General features: G+C 33.7%; 18 protein-coding genes and 3 tRNA genes. 7 read left to right on the top strand and 14 right to left on the bottom strand.

The genetic code is table 11. The features are described from left to right. The first annotated feature begins 178 nt into the window (after positions 1-178). From ACGH6Q_RS09850 to ACGH6Q_RS09840, 3 genes are all read left to right on the top strand, one after another. Positions 179-1,639: a DASS family sodium-coupled anion symporter gene (locus tag ACGH6Q_RS09850; protein ID WP_411592720.1), complete on the top strand. Its 1,461-nt coding sequence runs from the start codon at positions 179-181 to the stop codon at positions 1,637-1,639. 393 nt (positions 1,640-2,032) lie between these two features. Beyond that, entirely contained in the window at positions 2,033-2,416 is a 384-nt protein-coding gene (locus ACGH6Q_RS09845; RefSeq protein WP_085164068.1) for a hypothetical protein, read from the top strand. 355 nt (positions 2,417-2,771) lie between these two features. Next, on the top strand, positions 2,772-3,104 hold the full coding sequence (locus tag ACGH6Q_RS09840) for a DMT family transporter (protein WP_034910602.1): 333 nt from the start codon (positions 2,772-2,774) through the stop codon (positions 3,102-3,104). A gap of 91 nt (positions 3,105-3,195) precedes the next feature. Here ACGH6Q_RS09840 and priC read toward each other — a convergent pair whose 3' ends face one another. Then, positions 3,196-3,699, bottom strand: coding sequence for a primosomal replication protein PriC (gene priC, locus ACGH6Q_RS09835; protein ID WP_065589141.1), 504 nt, complete (start codon positions 3,697-3,699; stop codon positions 3,196-3,198). A 5-nt stretch (positions 3,700-3,704) separates the two neighbouring features. Beyond that, positions 3,705-4,169: a terminus macrodomain insulation protein YfbV gene (yfbV, locus tag ACGH6Q_RS09830; RefSeq protein WP_167370046.1), complete on the bottom strand. Its 465-nt coding sequence runs from the start codon at positions 4,167-4,169 to the stop codon at positions 3,705-3,707. A gap of 195 nt (positions 4,170-4,364) precedes the next feature. On the opposite strand from yfbV, the gene ACGH6Q_RS09825 reads away from it, so the two are divergent. Further along, positions 4,365-5,570, top strand: a complete 1,206-nt coding sequence (locus ACGH6Q_RS09825; protein WP_296318361.1) for an acetate kinase — start codon at positions 4,365-4,367, stop codon at positions 5,568-5,570. Positions 5,571-5,636: 66 nt separating this feature from the next. Then, positions 5,637-7,787: a phosphate acetyltransferase gene (pta, locus tag ACGH6Q_RS09820; protein WP_411592719.1), complete on the top strand. Its 2,151-nt coding sequence runs from the start codon at positions 5,637-5,639 to the stop codon at positions 7,785-7,787. A gap of 223 nt (positions 7,788-8,010) precedes the next feature. Here the strand turns inward: pta and ACGH6Q_RS09815 are convergent, their stop codons facing one another. Continuing rightward, on the bottom strand, positions 8,011-8,478 hold the full coding sequence (locus ACGH6Q_RS09815) for a MarR family winged helix-turn-helix transcriptional regulator (RefSeq protein ID WP_411592718.1): 468 nt from the start codon (positions 8,476-8,478) through the stop codon (positions 8,011-8,013). 3 nt (positions 8,479-8,481) lie between these two features. Beyond that, positions 8,482-8,913, bottom strand: a complete 432-nt coding sequence (locus tag ACGH6Q_RS09810) for a hypothetical protein (RefSeq protein ID WP_411588319.1) — start codon at positions 8,911-8,913, stop codon at positions 8,482-8,484. Between the two features lie 257 nt (positions 8,914-9,170). On the opposite strand from ACGH6Q_RS09810, the gene guaA reads away from it, so the two are divergent. After that, positions 9,171-10,754 (top strand): glutamine-hydrolyzing GMP synthase, encoded by a 1,584-nt coding sequence (gene guaA / locus ACGH6Q_RS09805; RefSeq protein WP_411592717.1) that lies wholly within the window; start codon positions 9,171-9,173, stop codon positions 10,752-10,754. Positions 10,755-11,301: 547 nt separating this feature from the next. On the opposite strand, the gene ACGH6Q_RS09800 is transcribed toward guaA, so the two are convergent. The 3 genes from ACGH6Q_RS09800 to ACGH6Q_RS09790 form a co-directional block, all read right to left on the bottom strand. Further along, a tRNA-Arg gene (locus tag ACGH6Q_RS09800) sits at positions 11,302-11,378 on the bottom strand. A gap of 428 nt (positions 11,379-11,806) precedes the next feature. After that, complete coding sequence (locus ACGH6Q_RS09795; RefSeq protein WP_411592716.1) at positions 11,807-13,000, bottom strand: MFS transporter; 1,194 nt, start codon at positions 12,998-13,000, stop codon at positions 11,807-11,809. A gap of 184 nt (positions 13,001-13,184) precedes the next feature. Beyond that, complete coding sequence (locus tag ACGH6Q_RS09790) at positions 13,185-14,276, bottom strand: alpha/beta hydrolase (protein ID WP_411592721.1); 1,092 nt, start codon at positions 14,274-14,276, stop codon at positions 13,185-13,187. Between the two features lie 189 nt (positions 14,277-14,465). Between ACGH6Q_RS09790 and ACGH6Q_RS09785 the strand changes: the two genes are divergently transcribed. Then, entirely contained in the window at positions 14,466-15,353 is an 888-nt protein-coding gene (locus tag ACGH6Q_RS09785; protein ID WP_411592715.1) for a LysR family transcriptional regulator, read from the top strand. A gap of 188 nt (positions 15,354-15,541) precedes the next feature. On the opposite strand, the gene ACGH6Q_RS09780 is transcribed toward ACGH6Q_RS09785, so the two are convergent. From ACGH6Q_RS09780 to ACGH6Q_RS09750, 7 genes are all read right to left on the bottom strand, one after another. Then, positions 15,542-15,617 (bottom strand) — tRNA-Gly (locus ACGH6Q_RS09780). Between the two features lie 12 nt (positions 15,618-15,629). Next, positions 15,630-15,717, bottom strand: a tRNA-Leu gene (locus tag ACGH6Q_RS09775). A 239-nt stretch (positions 15,718-15,956) separates the two neighbouring features. Next, positions 15,957-16,508 (bottom strand): CDP-diacylglycerol--glycerol-3-phosphate 3-phosphatidyltransferase, encoded by a 552-nt coding sequence (gene pgsA, locus ACGH6Q_RS09770; protein WP_034913104.1) that lies wholly within the window; start codon positions 16,506-16,508, stop codon positions 15,957-15,959. Positions 16,509-16,616: 108 nt separating this feature from the next. After that, on the bottom strand, positions 16,617-18,452 hold the full coding sequence (gene uvrC / locus ACGH6Q_RS09765; protein ID WP_065575175.1) for an excinuclease ABC subunit UvrC: 1,836 nt from the start codon (positions 18,450-18,452) through the stop codon (positions 16,617-16,619). Position 18,453: 1 nt separating this feature from the next. Beyond that, on the bottom strand, positions 18,454-19,131 hold the full coding sequence (gene artM, locus ACGH6Q_RS09760; protein ID WP_065560283.1) for an arginine ABC transporter permease ArtM: 678 nt from the start codon (positions 19,129-19,131) through the stop codon (positions 18,454-18,456). 12 nt (positions 19,132-19,143) lie between these two features. Continuing rightward, positions 19,144-19,872: an arginine ABC transporter permease ArtQ gene (gene artQ, locus ACGH6Q_RS09755; RefSeq protein WP_065560289.1), complete on the bottom strand. Its 729-nt coding sequence runs from the start codon at positions 19,870-19,872 to the stop codon at positions 19,144-19,146. A gap of 132 nt (positions 19,873-20,004) precedes the next feature. Beyond that, on the bottom strand, positions 20,005-20,739 hold the full coding sequence (locus tag ACGH6Q_RS09750; RefSeq protein WP_065560282.1) for a transporter substrate-binding domain-containing protein: 735 nt from the start codon (positions 20,737-20,739) through the stop codon (positions 20,005-20,007). Between the last annotated feature and the right edge of the window lie 2 nt (positions 20,740-20,741).

Below are 20,741 nucleotides of genomic sequence, written 5' to 3'. Positions count from 1 at the left end.
TATTTGTAGTAGCTTTTCCCACCGTTTATCTGTTAGCATTGTTCTTGGCATGATGAATCGAGTTATGGTTGTTTTTGACAGAATTATTATAACTCACATCATGCCGTCTAAAAAATAATCACGAAAGATCAACACGCCCTATAAATTAAATAATATTTAAGTTAAAAAGGAAAATATTATGAGCGTAGTAAAGAAACCACCAGTAAAATGGTTGCCACTTATCATTATTGTGGTAATTTCAGCGATATTTTGGTTGTTTGTATCTCCACCTGAAGGTATTAGTCAAGAGGGTTGGCAAACCAGCATCATTTTTGTTGCAACAATTGCCAGTATTGTTGCCGAAATAATGCCAATTGGCGCAATTGGTCTATTAGCAATTACTGTTTTTGCTGTATTGAGACCATCTGGTGCAACAACAGCGACTGAGTCAATAAAAATCTCGTTAAGCGAATTAAATAGTAGTCTTATTTGGTTAATTGTTATTGCCTTTATGATCGCTCGTGGTTTTATCAAAACAGGTTTAAGTAAACGAATAGCCTATTATCTTGTTAAAATTTTGGGTAAAAATACCTTAGGACTTGCTTATGGTTTATCCGTTACTGATATTGCATTGGCACCAGCTATTCCAAGTACAACAGCACGTGCTGGCGGCGTTATTTATCCAATAGCGGAAGCACTAGCAATCAATTTTAAATCCAATCCCAAGGATGAATCAAGAAATCGCATAGGTACTTTTTTAATGCTAACTATTAGCCATGTAAATGATATCACCTCGGCAATGTTTCTAACGGCATTTACAGGAAATTTATTAGCCGCTAAATTAGTTACAACATCACTAGGTATTACATTAGGGTGGGGACAATGGTTTGTTGCAGCAATTGGGCCATGTTTAGTTTCATTCGTTGTGATACCTTTGGTGATTTACTTTCTGACTAACCCAGAATTAAAAAGAACACCGGAAGCGCCAAAATTAGCGGCTGAAGAATTAAAGAAAATGGGGGTAATTACTGTTAAAGAAATCATTATGGGTGTTACTGTTGTACTTTTGTTAGCGCTTTGGATTTTTGGTAAAAACTTCGGTATTGATTCAACAACTACTGCGTTTATTGGCTTAACTATTTTGATCTTATCTGGTGTATTAAGCTGGGATGATATTAAAGGAGAAAAAGCTGCCTGGGACACATTAATTTGGTTTGCGGCATTACTTATGATGGCGGGGCAAGTTAATAAACTTGGTGTAACAAAATGGTTAGGGGACACAATAGGTGTAGCTGTACAAGGTCATTTAGGTGAAAGCAGTTGGGTATTAGTATTAGTTATTTTGTGTGTTGCCTATGTTTATTTACATTATTTCTTTGCAAGTGGAAATGCTCATATTGCTGCATTATTTCCCGTTTTCCTATCGATCGCTATTGCCTTAGGTGTACCAACTCTAACTGCAATTTTTGCGTTGGTTATTTGTACTAACTACTTTGGATCAATTACACAGTTTGCCAATGCTCGAAATCCACTATTATTTGCCGAAGGTTTTGTACCAGTAAAAACTTGGTGGAAAGTTGGGTTTATTTGTAGTGTTGTAAATCTAATTATCGTATTTACTGTTGGAATTTTATGGTGGAAGATAATAGGTCTGGATTAATTGTTATGTAACTATCCTCTAAAATAATACATATTCCACCTTGAATCATTAAAAAAGTTATAGGTACTGTGAATGTTAATCAATGAATTTTATAAGTGATGGTAGTAGAAATTAACGTCATTTCAGAACATTCAATGTAATAAAATGGCTTTAATTGTGAAGTGTTAGGTATTGATATTGCGGTCAGCTTACCAATAATTATCCGCTATTTGGATAAGCTGACTAAATATCATGGTCATCTAGTAAAAATATGAGTAGAGAAAAAAGAGACTATTTACTTAGTGAGATAATATTTCCCTTGATATGGCAAGAGCAGTTGTGAAATTTGGTGCATCAGTACGAATATTAACTCCATTTAATTCATCATTTTTAAATTGAAAATTTGAGGATAACATGCAAATAATTAAAAAATTATGTGATGACCTTAATTTGCCATATGGCGATCGATTTACTCAGGATTGGGCTTATGAGTTACCAGATCAATATAGAACAAAATATTGGTTAAATAAATATATTTTTGCATATCTATATAATGGATATTCTTCAATAGAAAAAAAAGAATTAATGATTTTATCTCTTGATGTTTGTAACGATTTAATTTCTTCGGGATTAAACCCTAATGATAAAGTTATTCAAAAGGTTTTAAATATTCTTTTTAACAATTATAAGGATTATGAGGATTTAATTAATTACTGGGCATTAGATAGTGCACCATTAACAGATTGTTTTACATTAACACCTATAATAAGAAAATTAAAATATCAAAATTATTTATAGAATTACTAAATTTTTTGTGCAGAATTTATTGGCACTACAAAGCGCCTTATTTTTAGGTATAATAATGGCTATTATATAGAATAGTGGAGTTGGTTTGATATGCATTTTTATTAATAATTAATAATTAATAATTTATTTTTTAAAATGGAAACCTAAGCTATCATAAAGCTTTTCCTTTTCAAGCGTTAATAGCTATCTATCTTTACCTCTTCATCACAATTAATGATATTAAAACAAAGCAAAACTATATTTTTCATCTATCAATGTTTAACAGTTAATTAGATATTGATTGTTATAAGATTTCAACATTAATTTTAGGTAATAGGCTTTTTATTTAACGACTATAGGTATTAAGATGAATTCATATTTATTACTTTTTTTTGCAATTATCTGTGAAGTTGTTGCAACTTCTTCATTAAAACTATCTGATGGATTTACCAATCTTATCTATTCCATCATTACCATTGTGGGCTATAGCGCTTCGTTTTATTTACTCTCATTAGCACTAAAAACTATTCCCGTAGGTATTGCTTATGCTATCTGGTCTGGAATTGGAATTGTATTAATAAGCTTAATTGCATGGGTTTTTTTAAAACAAACTTTAGATTTTGCAGCTTTAGTTGGTATGGGGTTTATTATGTTTGGTGTTGTGATTATTAATTTATTTTCAAAAGTATCAGGGCATTGATTAATCGTAAATTAACTATAGGATAAATCCAAATAAAACTGTTCAATCAAATGAATGAGATCAGATTAAAATTAGGAAAGTATGAAATTTATTAATTGATATCATTCTCAATTTCAAATTCAATCTTTTTAATTGCTTGTTCACAGCGGTAAATTCGGTTATCAATTGCGGCGATTTTACTTTGATTGATAATTTCGGGCGATAGCTCTAGTTCGTATTTCATATTTTGTAGTCGGCGCAAGTAATCTAGGTGACGCATATGTTTTTGGGCTAAGGTTTCTGCAATAATATTTTGGAACCCTTTTTTGCGTAGGTTTTGGGTTGCTAGTTCACGCGTTAGGGCTGCAATTTGGTTAACTAACTTGTCAGATAAAAAAGTTATTTGTTCAACTTTTTCTAATTTTATGTTAGCAACTAATACTTGATAAGTTTGTTTGATTTTTTCAAGGTAAAACGTTTTATCTGTTACAACTTTATTAGTTTGAAATAGTTGCTCGTCAAAATAAGGTTCTTGAAATAGTTGCTCGTTTGCTAAATTAATTTGCTGTTCTAATTTGTCAATTTGTTTTTGTAGTATAGTGAGTAAATTTGCCATTGTGATTATTCTTTATAATAAGTTGAGCTATCGTTGTCTTGACCGAAATAATCACCTAAATGTAATTTGGCTAGGTTGATAATTTTCATAAATGCTTCAAATGTTAATTTATTGTCATCTAAACTATTTTTTTCGGCAATAATTTTTTTAGCAATTAATTTTATTTTTAATTGGTTATAACAGTCAATTAAATTAAGTGGTAAGGGCGATAGAGCACGTTTTCCTAGCCAAAATATTCCTTGCAAAGGCATGCTTAAGGTGAATAGTATGGTTATTATTGTTACAGCAATTTGTGCCGGCATGAAATACTGCCAAAAGAGTAAGCCAATAATGATAGGAGGCAAGTATTTATTTGCGGTTTTTATGTAGTTAATAATTTTTAATTCAGGAAATGAATGTGTTAATTGTTTGTCTACTGGGCAAAGCTTCATATACCTTTGACCTGCTTTAAATGTGGTTATTAAATTCATATTATTGTGATTCCTCGACATTCACTTCTTATTGTCTTAAAATAGTGCCATTCAAATTGGGGACTCTCTCTATTTTATCTCAAAAAACAAGATATCAGAAGTCACCTTAGCGTAGTCACATTGATTTTAAATCATGTGTTGAGTTACCAATTTTGATTGGTATATGTCTTTATTATTCAATTTATAGGAATTACTATGTCATCAAGTAATAACGCTCTTGTTCTTAATTGCGGAAGTTCATCATTAAAATTTGCCATTATAAACCCTGAAAATGGTGATGAGTTTTTATCTGGTTTAGCTGAATGTTTTCATCTTCCTGATGCTCGTATTAAGTGGAAGCTTGATGGTGTTAAGAACGAAGCTTCTTTAGGCGCTGGTGCAGCACACAGTGAAGCAATTCGTTTTATTGTTAATAGCATCTTTCCACAAAAGCCAGAATTATTAGATAGCATTAAATCGATTGGTCACCGTATTGTTCATGGTGGCGAAAAATATACCCAGTCAGTTGTTATTGATGATTCAGTATTAAAAGGAATTGAAGAAGCATCTGCTTTTGCGCCGTTACATAATCCTGCACATTTAATCGGTATTCGTGAAGCATTTGCTGCGTTCCCACACCTAAAAACTAAAAACGTTGCAGTGTTTGATACTGCATTCCATACAACAATGCCAAAAGAAGCTTATCTATATGCTCTTCCAAACGAACTTTATACTAAACACGGTGTTCGTCGTTATGGTGCGCATGGCACTAGCCATTATTATGTTAGTCGCGAAGCTGCTAAATTATTAAATAAACCAGTTGACCAAACTAATGTTATTACTTGTCATTTAGGTAATGGCGCATCAATTACTGCTGTTAAAAATGGTAAATGTGTTGAAACTTCAATGGGTTTAACTCCGCTTGAAGGCTTGGTGATGGGTACACGTAGTGGTGATATCGATCCAGCGATTATGTTCTTCTTACATGATAACTTAAAAATGTCTGTTGCTGATATTAATAACCTTTTAAACAAAAAATCTGGTTTATTAGGTTTGACTGGTGTGAGCAGTGATTGCCGTTATGTAACCGATAATTACGAAACAGATGAAAACGCTAAAAACGCTTTAGATGTGTTTGTTCATCGCTTAGTAAAATATATCGGCGGCTATGCTATGCTTTTAGATGGTCGTTTAGATGCTATCGTGTTTACTGGAGGTATCGGTGAAAACTCAGAAGAAGTGCGTCGTATGGCATTACAAAAATTAGGTATTCTTGGTTTTGAACTTGATCAAGAACGTAACCTTGCAGCTCGTTTTGGTAAGGGTGGCAAAATTACTAAAGATGGTTCAGCTATTGCGATGGTTATTCCAACCAATGAAGAACTTGTCATTGCTCAAGATGCTGCGCGTCTAACTGCTTAATAAATATTCAAAACCGCCTAAATGGCGGTTTGTTTTTATACAATAAAGATTTAAGAGGTAATAATTATGTCTCGTACAATTATGCTCATCCCAACTGGCACTAATGTCGGGTTAACAGGTGTGAGTCTGGGCGTTATTCGAGCTATGGAGCGTCAAGGTATTAATTTAAATGTGTTTAAACCTGTCGCGCAACCAAGAGCTGGTGGCGATGCGCCAGATAATACCACAACTCTAGTGAGCAACAATACATCAATTCCAACACTAAAACCGCTTAAAATGAGCCATGTTGAAAACCTATTAGGTTTAAATCAACAAGATGTGTTAATGGAAGAAATCGTTGCCCTTTATGCCGAAAATACTAAAGGAGCTGATGTTGTTTTAGTTGAAGGTATTGTGCCAACATCTGATTATCCTTTTGCTAATGAACTTAATAATAATATTGCTAAAACTCTTGGCGCCGAAATTATTTTTGTAGTTAATATGGGCAAAGATACGCCAGAACAACTTAGAGATCGTATTGAAATTGCTCGTTCTAACTTTGGTGGTATTAAAAATGATAAAATCGTCGGTGTGATTGTTAATAAAGTTAATGCGCCAGTTGAAGAGCAAAATCTTGCTCGTCCTGATGTTGCTGAAATTTATCATACCCCTAAATTTGATGATAAGAAAATTACTATCGATGATTTAAATGCACACAGTCCATTGCCTGTTCTTGGTTGTATTCCTTGGAATATTGATCTAAGTGCTTGTCGTGCTATAGATATTGCTAAGCATTTTGATGCAAAAATCATTAACGAAGGTTGTATTAAAAATCGTCGTATTAAACATGTGTCTTTCTGCTCTCGCAGCGTACCAAATATTATTAACCACCTACAACCAAATGCACTTTTAGTGACTTCTGCTGATCGTGCTGATGTGTTAGTTACTATCAGTTTAGCGGCAATGAATGGTGTGGCAATTGGTGGTGTACTCCTAACTGGTGGTTATGAAATCGACGATAAAATTGCAAAATTATGCCAACCAGCATTTGATACTGGTTTACCTGTATTTACGGTTAAAACCAACACTTTCCAGACATCAATTAGTCTACAACAATTTAATTTAGAAATTCCTGCTGACGATAAAGAACGTATGGAAAACACCCAAAATTATGTAGCTGATCATATTGATGCTAAATGGATTAAATCATTAAATGAAGTAGTGAATTCTGCACGTCGCTTGTCTCCTCCTGCATTTCGTTATCAATTAACTGAACTTGCACGTAATGCGAAAAAAGTAGTGGTATTACCAGAAGGTAACGAACCAAGAACAGTTAAAGCAGCTGCAATTTGTGCTGAACGTAACATTGCAAAATGTGTTCTTATTGGTAATCCTGACGAAGTGCGTAAAGTTGCCGCTTCACAAGGCGTGACTTTAGGTCAAGGAGTAGAGATCGTTGATCCTGAAAATATCCGTGAAAAATATGTTCCTCGCCTAGTTGAATTACGTAAAAATAAAGGGATGACTGAAGTTATTGCTCGTGAGCAATTGGCTGATAATGTTGTATTGGGCACTATGATGCTTGAAGCTAATGAAGTCGATGGCTTAGTATCAGGTGCAGTGCATACAACAGCTAATACTATTCGTCCACCGTTACAATTAATTAAAACTGCACCAGGTAGTTCTCTTGTTTCATCGGTATTCTTTATGTTAATGCCTGATCAAGTGTATATTTATGGTGACTGTGCAATTAATCCAGATCCAAACGCACAAGAGTTAGCCGAAATTGCCATTCAGTCAGCTGATACAGCAATTGCCTTTGGTATTGAACCGCGTGTTGCGATGATCTCTTACTCAACAGGTAGTTCTGGTCAAGGTGCTGATGTTGAAAAAGTGAAAGAAGCAACTCGCATTGCTCAAGAAAAACGTCCTGATCTAATGATTGACGGCCCATTACAATATGATGCAGCGGTAATGCCTGATGTAGCTAAATCAAAGGCGCCTAATTCACAAGTTGCAGGTAAAGCTACTGTATTTATTTTCCCTGATCTTAATACAGGTAATACTACATATAAAGCAGTACAACGTTCAGCTGATCTTGTTTCGATTGGTCCAATGCTACAAGGTATGCGTAAACCTGTGAATGATTTGTCTCGTGGTGCATTAGTTGACGATATTGTCTACACTATTGCATTAACCGCAATTCAATCAGCACAAGAACAAAACGCTACAAAATAAGTTTAGCAAAACGTTTTAACGATTGATAAAAGGTGATGCAATATCACCTTTTTTAATTAAATTTAACCAAGTAATGAGTTTTAAAAGCTTGAGTTATAAAGATTCAGTTTTAAAGTATTTTGTTCTAGAAATTTGAGACAAGGTCTCCAAAAACTTATTTTAAGTCAAGTCCAAGCATTCAAAGTTGATAAAAACAATAAATAATAAAAATTTATAAATGATTTTATCCCTCCATGTTGGTTTTTGATAGTGTTAATAACATTTTCATAAATTGTTCTTTATCATCTTGTAATATGGAAAAAAAATCTTTATCTATTTGTTCAACCAAAGGTACAGTTTCATTTGCTTTATTCAATCCTTTTTGTGTTAATTGAATGGATTTTGCTCGACTATCTTTAATTGAGCAAGAGCGTTTTATATAATTCTTTTTTTCTAAATTCTCTAATATTTGGGAAATTGTCATCACATCGATATTTGTTTTATTTGATAAAATAACTTGTGTTATTTCGTCTGGTCGCTGTGATAGATAAGCAAGCGTTGCAAGCACTATAAATTGGGGATGAGTGATAGACTGTTTTTTCAAGCAATTTTTGATATTCGTATGCCAGGACGAATAAGTTTTCATAAAAACAAAACCAATAGATTCAGAATCAGTTCGGAATTGAGTCAAAAACTTATTGTCCTTTGTCATAATTTACCCTTCAACTAAGCCATTTAATTTGTAAGTTTTATCAATAATATCATCTGAAATCTGTTTTATAAAATCATAGGATGCTTTAGTATCCATTTTTAGATCTGGTTTTAGAGAAATTTCTGATTTTAATGCATATTGATTATGTGATATTTCCATAATTTGATGTGAGAAAAACAGTAAACCTATTTCAGGCATATCAAATTGTTCTGTAAATTCTTGCTCATCAATAATCTTTGATAAAGTCACTTCCATTTCAGGTATATTTTGTAATTTGAAAATACCTTTAGCCCCTGTTTTTAAGTCACCAAATATACGAAAGTCTTCAAGATCAGTTTCCCATAATTTTCTTAAATTAAGATCAGTATAGTATTGCCAAATTTGAGTTGGTTTAGCTTTGGTTGGTAATATGAAAGAAATTGAAATGGTATTCATAGCATCTCCTTTTAATAAGTTTACTTATTATAAGTTCACTTATTAATTAAGTAAAGAGAATTCAATTCTTTGATCTGTTGACTTATTACAAGGTTAATTTGATGACCATTTTATTGAATTTTGTAATAAGATGATTCCAAAATTATTAATAATATAAAATATTTATAATTGTTTTTAATTAATGCTCTCAATTTAATCGGTAAATGATACAATAGCATCCTAATTTTGTAATAGTTTATAGTTTAGGAATAAAATTGATGAAAAAAGACATCCACCAACAGCGCATATTGATCCTTGATTTTGGTTCTCAAGTTACCCAGTTAATTGCTCGCCGAATTCGTGAAATTGGTGTGTACTGTGAACTTTGGCCGTGGGATGTATCAGAAGAGAAAATCAAACAATTTAATCCTAAAGGTATTATTTTATCAGGTGGTCCTGAAAGTACCACCGATGATAATAGTCCTCGTGCTCCCGAGTATGTTTTTAATGCTGGCGTACCTGTTTTGGGTATTTGTTATGGCATGCAGACTATGGCAATTCAAGTTGGTAAAGGCGGTCAAGTCACTGGCTCTAACCAACGTGAATTTGGTTATGCTAAAGTGGATCTTATTGGATCGTCAAAATTAACTGATGGTATTTTGGATAGTACAAGCGAACAAGGAATTAATCAACTTGATGTCTGGATGAGCCACGGTGACAAAGTAACAACCTTGCCTGATAGTTTCACACTGATTGGGCGTACTGAAACTTGCCCATTTGCTATTATGGCTAATGACGAAAAACAATTTTATGGCGTTCAATTTCATCCAGAAGTAACTCATACTGTAAAAGGTTTCGAGTTATTGCAACGTTTTGTGATAGATATTTGTCACTGCGAAAAACTTTGGACACCATCTTCAATTATTACCGATGCTATTGCTCGAATTAAAGAACAGGTTGGCAATGACAAAGTATTACTTGGCTTATCAGGAGGGGTTGATTCTTCTGTTACAGCATTGCTATTGCACCAAGCCATTGGCGATCAATTAACTTGTGTATTTGTTGATCATGGTTTGTTACGCTTGAACGAAGCTCAACAAGTTATGGATATGTTTGGTAATAAATTTGGCTTAAATATCATAGCTGTAAATGCTGAAGATCGCTTTTTAGCTGCACTAAAAGGTGAAGCAGATCCTGAAGCAAAACGTAAAATTATCGGGCGTGAATTTGTTGCTGTATTTGATGAAGAGGCGGCAAAATTAAAAGATGTAAAATGGTTAGCTCAAGGTACTATCTATCCAGATGTTATTGAATCGGCTGCTGCTGATACTGGCAAAGCCCATGTAATTAAATCACATCATAATGTAGGCGGATTACCAGAAGATATGAAAATGGGCTTAGTTGAGCCACTGCGCGAATTATTTAAAGATGAAGTCCGTAAAGTTGGTTTAGAACTTGGATTATCTTATGACATGCTTTACCGTCATCCATTTCCTGGTCCAGGTCTTGGCGTGCGTGTACTTGGTGAGGTTAAAAAAGAGTATTGCGACTTGTTACGTCAAGCTGATGCTATTTTTATTGAAGAACTTTATAAAGCTAATCTATACCACAAAGTAAGTCAAGCCTTTACTGTGTTCTTACCTGTTCGTTCAGTAGGTGTAATGGGGGATGGTCGTAAATATGATTGGGTTGTATCCTTGCGTGCAGTTGAAACCATCGATTTTATGACGGCTCATTGGGCTCAGTTACCTTATGATTTCCTAGGACGAGTTTCAAATCGAATTATCAACGAAGTTAATGGTATTTCTCGTGTCGTATATGATATAAGTGGAAAACCGCCAGCGACTATTGAATGGGAATAATTGTATTTAATATCACGTAATCTCATATTGTCTTTTTTTGTTATTTTAAGCCTTGTTTATCAAGGCTTTTTAACCTCATTTAATCCCACTTAGACTCAACTTTTTTAGAGGTATCTTTAATCAGGAATAAATACACTAACAAAAACTAAGTTTAAATTAGTAAAACAAAAGGAAAAAATAAAAATTCCATTTTGATTGTATGTTGCATTTTCTAAAATTGGGATAAACCCTTTTTCAAATTAGGTATTTGATAAGCGCATTATTTACTAGAATTATTTACAATAATTTGAGAAACTACTGTAATAAATATACATAAAAAAACAAAACTAACGCCTTATCACAGACAAGAGATATGTCGCTTATATCACAAAGAAAAAATAACGGTGTCTGATTAGATAAAATGTCAGATTAAGTTTGAGCTACTGCAAATTAATATCTTACAAAGCCCTGTTACAATATAGCTTAAATCGTAAGATATTCCTTTAGAATCAACACATACACCAGATTGTATCTTACCAAACTTAATTAGTTTGAATCTTGCTTGTAATGGCGTCCCCTACAGGATTCGAACCTGTGACCTACGGCTTAGAAGGCCGTTGCTCTATCCAGCTGAGCTAAGGAGACTTAGATAGGTTTCTTATTTAGATGTTGTGTATTATATAAAGCTATTTCGATACGTCAATGATTTTTAATGGTCTATTATATCGGATAGATAAAATATCATCAATTTGGTTTTTTATTAGAGTCGTTGATGTTTTGTTTTAATCATAAACTTTCTTTACATTTTCAACTGTTAGCAAATTATATAATAGACCTATGTAATTAAATGTCGAATATTGTTGTTAATAATATTCAGTTTTTTATACATTCTAGTAATTAATTTTGGCATAGTAATATCTCGTTATGATTTAGTTAAATGATGACTTATAATGCTTTTTTAGCAATCTTTTCCAGTAGACTGTTATTATGACTCTCGAATTGTCCTTTAAGGTATCTTTTATCAACTGATAAGATAAAATAGAGCCTAAAAGATTATTAGAGAAATAATTTATCTAACCATCTGTTTTATTTTTATAAAATACAATAGATGTTGCTATTACCGAACCAATTAATAATATACCACTTATTGCAAAATTGCTTTGCCAACCCAGATAATCAAATAACAATCCGCCTATCGTTGAACCTATTGCAATTGATGATTGAATTACTGCAACCATTAGTCCTCCACCAATTTCTGCGTCTTTGGGTAATGTTTGTGCTATCCATGCCCACCATCCAGTTGGTGCGGCCGTAGCAAACAATCCCCATAAACTGAATAAAGTAGCTACAGTCCAGATGTGACTACTAGTTAAAAATAAACCTATGATAATAACAGTCATTATTAAAGAAATCATCATTAGTGTTTGATAGAGTTTAGTTTTCAGAAAGGTTGCAATTACCATTGTTCCAATAAAACCAGCGACACCTATAGCAAGTAAAATTAAAGATAGATTAAAATTATCTACCTTAGCCACTGTTTCTAGAAAAGGGCGCACATAGGTGAATAAAGTAAACTGTCCCATGAAAAATAATCCACATGCCAGTAAGCCTATAGATAGAATTGGTTTTTTTAGCAGTTGAAGCATAGGCTTGTTAGGTTGATTTTCTTTATAGGTTTTCATAGTAGGCAGGCTAATGTATTGCCAAATAAATGCAAAAATAGCAAGGGGAATGATACAAATAAATGCTCCACGCCAGCCTATTGTTTCTCCTAAGTAGCTTCCCAGTGGTGCGGCTATAATTGTCGCAAGAGCATTACCGCCATTGAAAATAGCTAGAGCCTTAGGTACTTGATGGTGTGGCACCAAACGAATGGCCGTTGCAGCTGACATTGACCAGAATCCACCGATAGCAATACCAATCAGTGCTCTTCCCAGAATATAAACCAAGTAATAGGATGTGATAGCGATAACTAGCCCGGATAAAGCCATTAAAAACGTAAAAAATAGTAACAGTAGTTTTCGATCTAAGTTTCCTGTAAATTTATGAATGGTCAGACTAGTTAGTACTGCTAGTATACCTGATATAGCAATACCTTGACCTGCTTGTCCATCGGTAATTTGTAAATCTCTGGCAATAGGTGTCAGCAGGCTTACAGGTAAAAATTCTGAAGCAATTAATACAAAAACGCATAGCGTCATAGAAAATATACCGCTCCAGTGTGTGTATGTTTTATTGTTTGGTATATTGAGATTTTTTTTAGACATTATAGCTCTATCCTCATACCTTTTTAACCGGCCGATTTGCATTAAGGGCAAATGTTGTTTCTGGATATAGTAGTAATAAAGTTAATAAAAACATAATATTATAAATAACATTTTTGTCATTTATATAATAATAAAAGCCATCAGTAAATACAGCTAATTTTGTTAGGATGGCTAATATCTATCCTTATAATTTTAAGTTGGTCTTAAAAAACTGTTCAAATTTAGTAAATGGTATTTTTCCTGTGGTATTGTCATATAAATCGACATGATTTGCCTCAGAAACAATTACCAATTCTTTTTTCTTGCCGCCGACCATTTTATAAGCATCCTCAGCAAAATAACGAGAATGAGCCTTTTCACCAGTAACAATTAATGTGGGAATAGTAATTTCATTTGCATAGCTTAGTAGTGGCATATTCATAAATGAAAGAGGCATTGTTGCATTCCAAGCTCCAACCGAATTAATAGAACGAGGATGAAAACCACGAGGCATTCGGTAGTAATTATAAAACTCTTTCAACACTGGAGGCGGATTTCCTGGTAATGTTTCTGGCAAAATACGTTTAGAAGCACTGACTTTACCTTTCTCATCGACATAAATATCATGTCCACCTAATGTAGGAATACCTGTTTTAGCATCTTCCCAACGTTGTTCGTTCAGATATTGTAAAACAGAATGTCGATCAGCTGTTGAATAACGATCTTTCCCATCACCAACTCCATGCCCCATTGCACGACTCATATCGTACATTACACTCGTTGCAACAGCCTTTACACGAGTATCCATTGCTGCATTGTTTAATGCCATACCGCCCCAGCCACAAATGCCGAGCAGTCCAATACGATTACGATCCACTTCTTTTTGTAGACCAAGAAAATCAACTGCAGCACTAAAATCCTCGGTATTGATATCGGGAGAAGCAACATTACGTGGGTAGCCACCACTTTCTCCGGTATAAGATGGATCAAAAGCCAACGTAATAAAACCTTGTTCGGCTAGTGTTTGAGCGTATAGCCCGCTCGCTTGTTCTTTTACTGCACCAAAAGGGCCGCTGATTGCGATTGCAGCTAATTTGCATTCATTTTGATTTTTGGGAATATAAAGATCGCCGACTAATATAATTCCATAACGGTTCTGAAAGGCGACTTTACGGTGATTAACTTTTTTACTTTTAGGAAAGGTCTTGTCCCATTTTTCGAACAGTGATAAAGGTGAAATTTGATTTATCTTATCAGTACTCATAGTTATAACCCCACTTATTGGTGTGAATAGTATAGTAGTAGGTGGAACAAATTTTGCTAAAAGCTCTTGTTAATCATTTCTTTTACTGATTTAGGTTATATTTAGATAACACAGCAGAAATTGTACTAGTAATTATTATAATTAATATTAATAGTATTGATTAGTGGGGAAAAAATGCTAAGATTAATACTAAATTGTTATAAATAAGAGTAAAAAAATACTTTGCTAACTAAGCGAGAAAACTACAATGATCTTTACCTGTTTATGATTGTTGTACAGGAAGGAAGCTTTACCGCTGCAGCAAAACGGCTTGGGCTTGCACAATCAGGGATAAGTCGTTCTATCCGTGAGCTTGAAAAGCGCCTTGGTTTACAGCTTTTGGTTCGCACAACGCGCAAATTATCTCTGACGCAGGCGGGTGGACAATTTTATCAAAAAGTACTGTCTGGATTTGATGCATTAAATGACGGACTAACCTCTCTAGCTTATTATCGTAATACTCCATCAGGTACTGTTCGCATCAATGCTAGCCAGCATGTTATAGATAAAGTGCTATTACCTAAGTTAGCGGTATTTCAACAACTTTATCCTGATATCCGATTGGAACTTATCAATGAAAGCAGGTTTGTTGATATTATTTCTGAGCGATTTGATGCAGGTGTGCGCCTAGGTCCAGAAATTAACGATGGCATGGTTGCTGTACGTATTTACCCAGATATGGAAATGGCAATTGTTGGCACTCCCGACCACTTTCGTCGCTATGGATTTCCACAAATACCAGCAGATTTAGTGACACATCCTTGCATTGCATATCAGCATGGTGACGGAAGTTTGTACTCGTGGGAGCTTTATCAAGATGGCGAAAAAATTACCCACCGACCTGAGGGAAAATGGGTTTTTGCTGATAGTTATTTGGAAGCTAAAGCTGCTCGCTTGGGATTGGGGTTAGCCTATGTACCAGAAGAATTGGTAGCGGATGATATAGAAAAAGGCGTTTTCATTAGAGTGCTACAGCGTTTTAGTCTTAAGCTCGAAGCATCGTATATCTATTACCCTAATAGAAATATATCTCCTGCGCTACGAGCTGTTATTGACGCATTGAAAATTTAAAGGGAGATTAAATTGTCTACATTTGATTATTTGTAATAGTCCTTATTTAATTTGATATTTGAGTTATTTTATAACGCAAAAGGGGATGCCAGAAATGAATCAAACAACAAAAATCATTAAACCTAAATTAGGACTTTAAAAATAAAATTATTGCCACTAACTTCTTGTCTTAATTATTACTTTTTAATTGGAGCGGGAAACGAGGTTCGAACTCGCGACCCCGACCTTGGCAAGGTCGTGCTCTACCAACTGAGCTATTCCCGCATAGGTAAAAAGTGGTGCCCGGGGCGAGACTTGAACTCGCACGACCAAAAAGGCCGAGGGATTTTAAATCCCTTGTGTCTACCGATTTCACCACCCGGGCTCAAAATTAATTACTAAAAAGTAATTTGTTTTGAATGCTGTGCATTTTACCGATCTTATGGTTTCAGTCAATAAAAATTTTAAATAAATCGTTTAATTGCTCAATGTTTGACTGATTAACAATTTAAATAGAAGTTATTGGTTGATTTTGAAGGGGATGAGTAATTTTGTTTACTAGAATTTATCAACAAAATTACTCGAATAAAAACATGCTTAGGTAGAAATATTAACTAAAAGTTATTATTCTTCTAATAAATCGCTATGTGCTATCCATAAATATTGCAACATTGATAATAGCGTTAATACTGTTGCAATAAACAATGCTGCAAGACCTGCGTAAATAACAATGTCACAAGGGCGCCAAAGTAGCCAAGTTAATGCTGTCATTTGTGCTATCGTTTTGATTTTCCCAATTGACGAAACAGCTACATTGTTACGTTTACCAATTTCAGCCATCCATTCCCGTAAGGCCGATATTATAATTTCTCGTGAAACAATAATAATTGCAGGGATTGAGATCCACCATGATTGATAATATTGTGTAATTAAAACAAGCGCTATTGTTACTATGATTTTGTCGGCGACTGGATCTAAAAATGCGCCAAACTTGGTTGTCTGTCCTAGACGGCGAGCAAGATAACCATCTAATACATCAGTCACGGCCGCAATTAAAAAAATTAATGCAGAGAAAAAACCAGACCATTCATGAGGGAACAAATAAAATGCCAGCACAAAAAAAGGAATTAAAATAACTCGAAATAGTGTTAAAAATGTTGGAAAATTAATTTTCATGTGACAAAAGCTCTTTTTTTATTTTATTAATCAATGCATTATAGATTAATAAAAAACAGTATTTTCTTAATGATTATGTTGCCTGAAATATGTTATTTTTTCAATGGGTTATTGTTGTAAATTTAGATAAATTTTTTCAGCTAATTGTTTTGATATACCTTGTACTTGCGCTATTTCATCAATACTGGCATTTTTTAACTCTCTTAATCCACCAAAATGTTTCAGTAGTGCTTGACGCCTTTTAGCGCCAATACCTTCAATATGTTCTAAGGCGCTGTCGGTTAATTGTTTTGTCCCTTTTTTACGTTGACCAACAATAGCATGATCATGTGATGCATTTCTTATTTGCTGAATGAGTAATAGTGCAGGGGAATGATCATCAAGATAATGTCCTGTACCATGAGCTTCAAAAAAGAGGGTTTCTAATCCTTCTTTACGATCAGCTCCTTTAGCAACACCAATTAGTATAGGATGATTTTTGTTCCAATTTACCTCTAATTGTTCAAATACCTTTAGAGCTTGATTAAGTTGCCCTTTACCACCGTCAATAAAAATAATATCAGGAACTTTTTCATCGGGTAGTTCTTTTTTACTGTAACGGCGCGTTAAGACTTGTTCCATTGCCGCATAATCATCGCCAGGTGTGATACCAGTAATATTATAACGACGGAATTCAGATTTAACTGGTCCTTTATCATCAAATACAACACAAGATGCAATCGTGTTTTTACCCATAAAGTGGCTGATATCAAAACATTCCATTCGGTTAATTTTATCGATTCCCAAAAAAGATTTTAATGCGTCATATCGTTGTTTTATTGTGGAATTTTCTAATAGCTTATTTTTAACTTCAGTTTGAGCGTTTACTGTTGCAATATTGAGTAATTTAAGATTATCTCCTTTAGGTTCATCAATGAGTTTAACTTGATGCTCTGCAATAAGTGACAGTGTTTCTTCCATTGGTTGTTTATCTGATAATGAAAAATTGAGTAAAATTTTTCTCGGAATATTTCTATTCTGGTTACCTTGTAGATAAAATTGTCCTAAAAAAGTTTCTATAACTTCTTCTAGTTCTGTATTTGATGGTACTTTAGGAAAGTATGATCGATGACCAAAAGTTTGCCCATTCCGAATAAACAGTACATAGATACAAGCTAATCCTAATTCATAATGGAATCCAATAACATCAAGATTATCATTATTATTGTATATTGCTTGTTTTTCATTAATGTGTTTTATTGCTTGAAGTTGATCACGCAAAACCGCTGCTTTTTCAAAGTTGAGTTCGCTACTAGCCTTTTGCATATCTTCAGTTATTTTTTGTATTATCTGATCTGATTGACCAGATAAAAATAATCTAACATAGTTAACTTGTTCTAGGTAATCTTCATCACTGACTAATCCAGACACACAAGGCCCTAAGCAACGTTTAATTTGATATTGTAGGCAGGGGCGAGTTCGGTTGCGATAGGTTGAATTTAAACACTGTCTTATTGGAAATGTTTTTTGTAATAAAGCTAATATTTGCTTTACTGCATATCCACTTGGATAAGGGCCAAAAAATTCATCTTTTTTTCGATTGACCGCACCACGATAAAGAGACAATTGCGGATGTTGTTCTTTGCTTAACTTTATAAAAGGGTAACTTTTGTCATCTTTTAACAGTACATTGTATCGGGGTTGATACTTTTTAATATAAGTCTGTTCAAGCAGTAAGGCTTCGGTTTCGGTATTGGTAATTGTAAATTCAATATGATGGATATGACTAACGAGCATATCCGTTTTTAGCGTTTTTTTACTATTATTAAAGTAACTTTTTAAGCGATTATTAAGATCTTTAGCCTTTCCCACATAAATAATCGTCTGTTTATCATTAAACATTTGATAAATTCCTGGCTTATGTGGGACTGTTTTTAAAAAAGATGCTGAATCAAATTGGCTCATATTAGTTTTCAAATTTGAGGGCTTTTTTCTCTATAATCCTCATAATGGTGCTAAGTAAACCATTTATCAAGAGATATATTAACCCAGCAGCAATAAAAATAGTGAAATCATAATAATCCGCATTCAATTCATTGCTGTAGCCCATAACATCCATAACAGGAATCATTGACGCTAATGCTGTGCCTTTTACTACAAAGACAACTTCATTTGAATAAGTCGAAAGGGCTCTTTTTAATGCATAAGGCAAAACAACTTTTAAAGTTTGTTTTTTATTCATGCCAAGTGCTTCACAAGCTTGCCACTGTCCTTTAGGTAAGGCTTTTAATGAACCATAAAAAATTTGAGTTGTATAGGCGGCACTATTGAGTGTTAATGTTAAATAGGCACAAAACCAAGGCGAAGAAATAATGTTATAAAACGTCGGTATTTTGATTAAAATATCTCTAAATTGTGATGGCCCATAATAAATTAGTAAAAGCTGTACTAGTAAAGGTGTACCTGTAAATATAATGACATATGTGCGTATAACTTTATTTAATATAAAGTGATTTAATGACAATATGCATGATAGACAAGCAGCAATCAATCCAGCAGATAAAATACCCAAAATACCTAAACTTAATGTATCGGGTAAACCTTGGGCAATGATGTTAAGGTAATGAATAAAATTATCAGACATAATACGGCCTTACTAACTTTTCGCTGATGTAGGTTGTTCAAAATAGGTTGAGCGTTTTTCAATACGCGTTATAACCTTTTGACTTAAAATTGAGATAATTAGATAAATGATCATTGCAACAAAATACCATAAAAAAGGTTGGTTGGTTCGCGCGATGATAGTTTTGGTTTGCATCATTAAATCATCAATTGCAATTGCTGAAACTAATGCGGTGTCTTTTAACAAAATTAACCACTGATTACTTAATCCAGGCAAGGCATGACGCCACATTTGTGGCATTATAATACGAAGAAACGTGCGTGATTTACTTAACCCAAGTACTTGAGCTGCTTGTTTTTGTCCGTTAGAAATTGCTTTAAATGCACCGCGTAACGTTTGAGAGGCATAAACAGCGTATAAAAGTGATAGTGCTGCAACACCGCATAAAAAAGGACTAATATTAAAATCTTGAATATCTAATTGTATCGTCAACGACAAATAATAAAGATCGATTGTGAAACCATCATTTAATAATATTAATAATAGTGGTAATCCGTTATAAATAGCTACCACAATTAATAATTCAGGTAACGCGCGAATTGTTAAGTTAAATAAGGACATTGCCCACGCAACGGGTTTAAATGGAACAGATTCTAGTATTGAGAAAATTAAAGCGAAAACAATTCCGATAATTAATGATACAAAGGCCAATGATAATGTGATACCTGTTGCTTGTATAAGCGGCAAAATATACCCATCCATTAACGATGAGATCCATATCATTTTATTTGCAAAAAAATCAAACATAAAAAAACCAAGGTTAATTTAAAAAATAAATTCGCCGCAAGATAATGCGGCGAGATTATCATTGTTATATTTATTTAAAAATATAGTTTATTTATTAAACCATTTTTTATAGATAGCATCTAACTCACCGTTAGCTTTTAATTTATCTATTGCTTGATCAAATTGGTTAAGTAATTTTTCGTTCCCCTTACGGATAGCAATTCCTAAACCTTCACCAAAATAGTCGTGGTCAGTGATTTTATCGCTTAAAGCAACAATATCTGCCTCTTTGCCTAGCCATTCGCCAGCTACGATTGAGCTTGAAACTATTGCATCAATTCTCTTCGCTTTTAAATCTAAAATAGCGTACTGATAACTATCATAGCTAACCGCTTTCATATCTGGGAATTTATCACTTAAATATTTAGGATAAGTTGTTCCTTTTTGTAGACCAACTCGTTTACCTTTTAGTTGATCGAGACTAGTCAATGTATCTTTCAATGTAACAAATTGGATTGAGCTATCATCATAATAAATTTTAGTAAAATCAACTTGTTTTTGTCGTTCTGGCGTAATATCAATTCCGGCTATAGCAGCATCAATTCGACGAGTTTTTAAGCTAGGAATTAAACCATCAAATGATTGATTGACAATTTTGCATGAAACTTTTATTTCATCACAAATCTTATTAATCACATCAATATCAAAGCCGATGATTTCATTTTTTTCATTAGTAAATTCAAAAGGCGCATAAGTTGCTTCTGTTCCGATTGTTAAGGTGTCTGCTGCTTGAGCTACAAAAGCAGTTCCTGCAAGACAAATGGCTAGTAACGTTTTTTTCATAT

The sequence above is a fragment of the Gilliamella sp. BG2 genome (assembly GCF_046635645.1).
Classification (GTDB): Bacteria; Pseudomonadota; Gammaproteobacteria; order Enterobacterales; family Orbaceae; genus Gilliamella; species Gilliamella bombi.
This window is presented reverse-complemented; position numbering and strand designations above follow the sequence as displayed.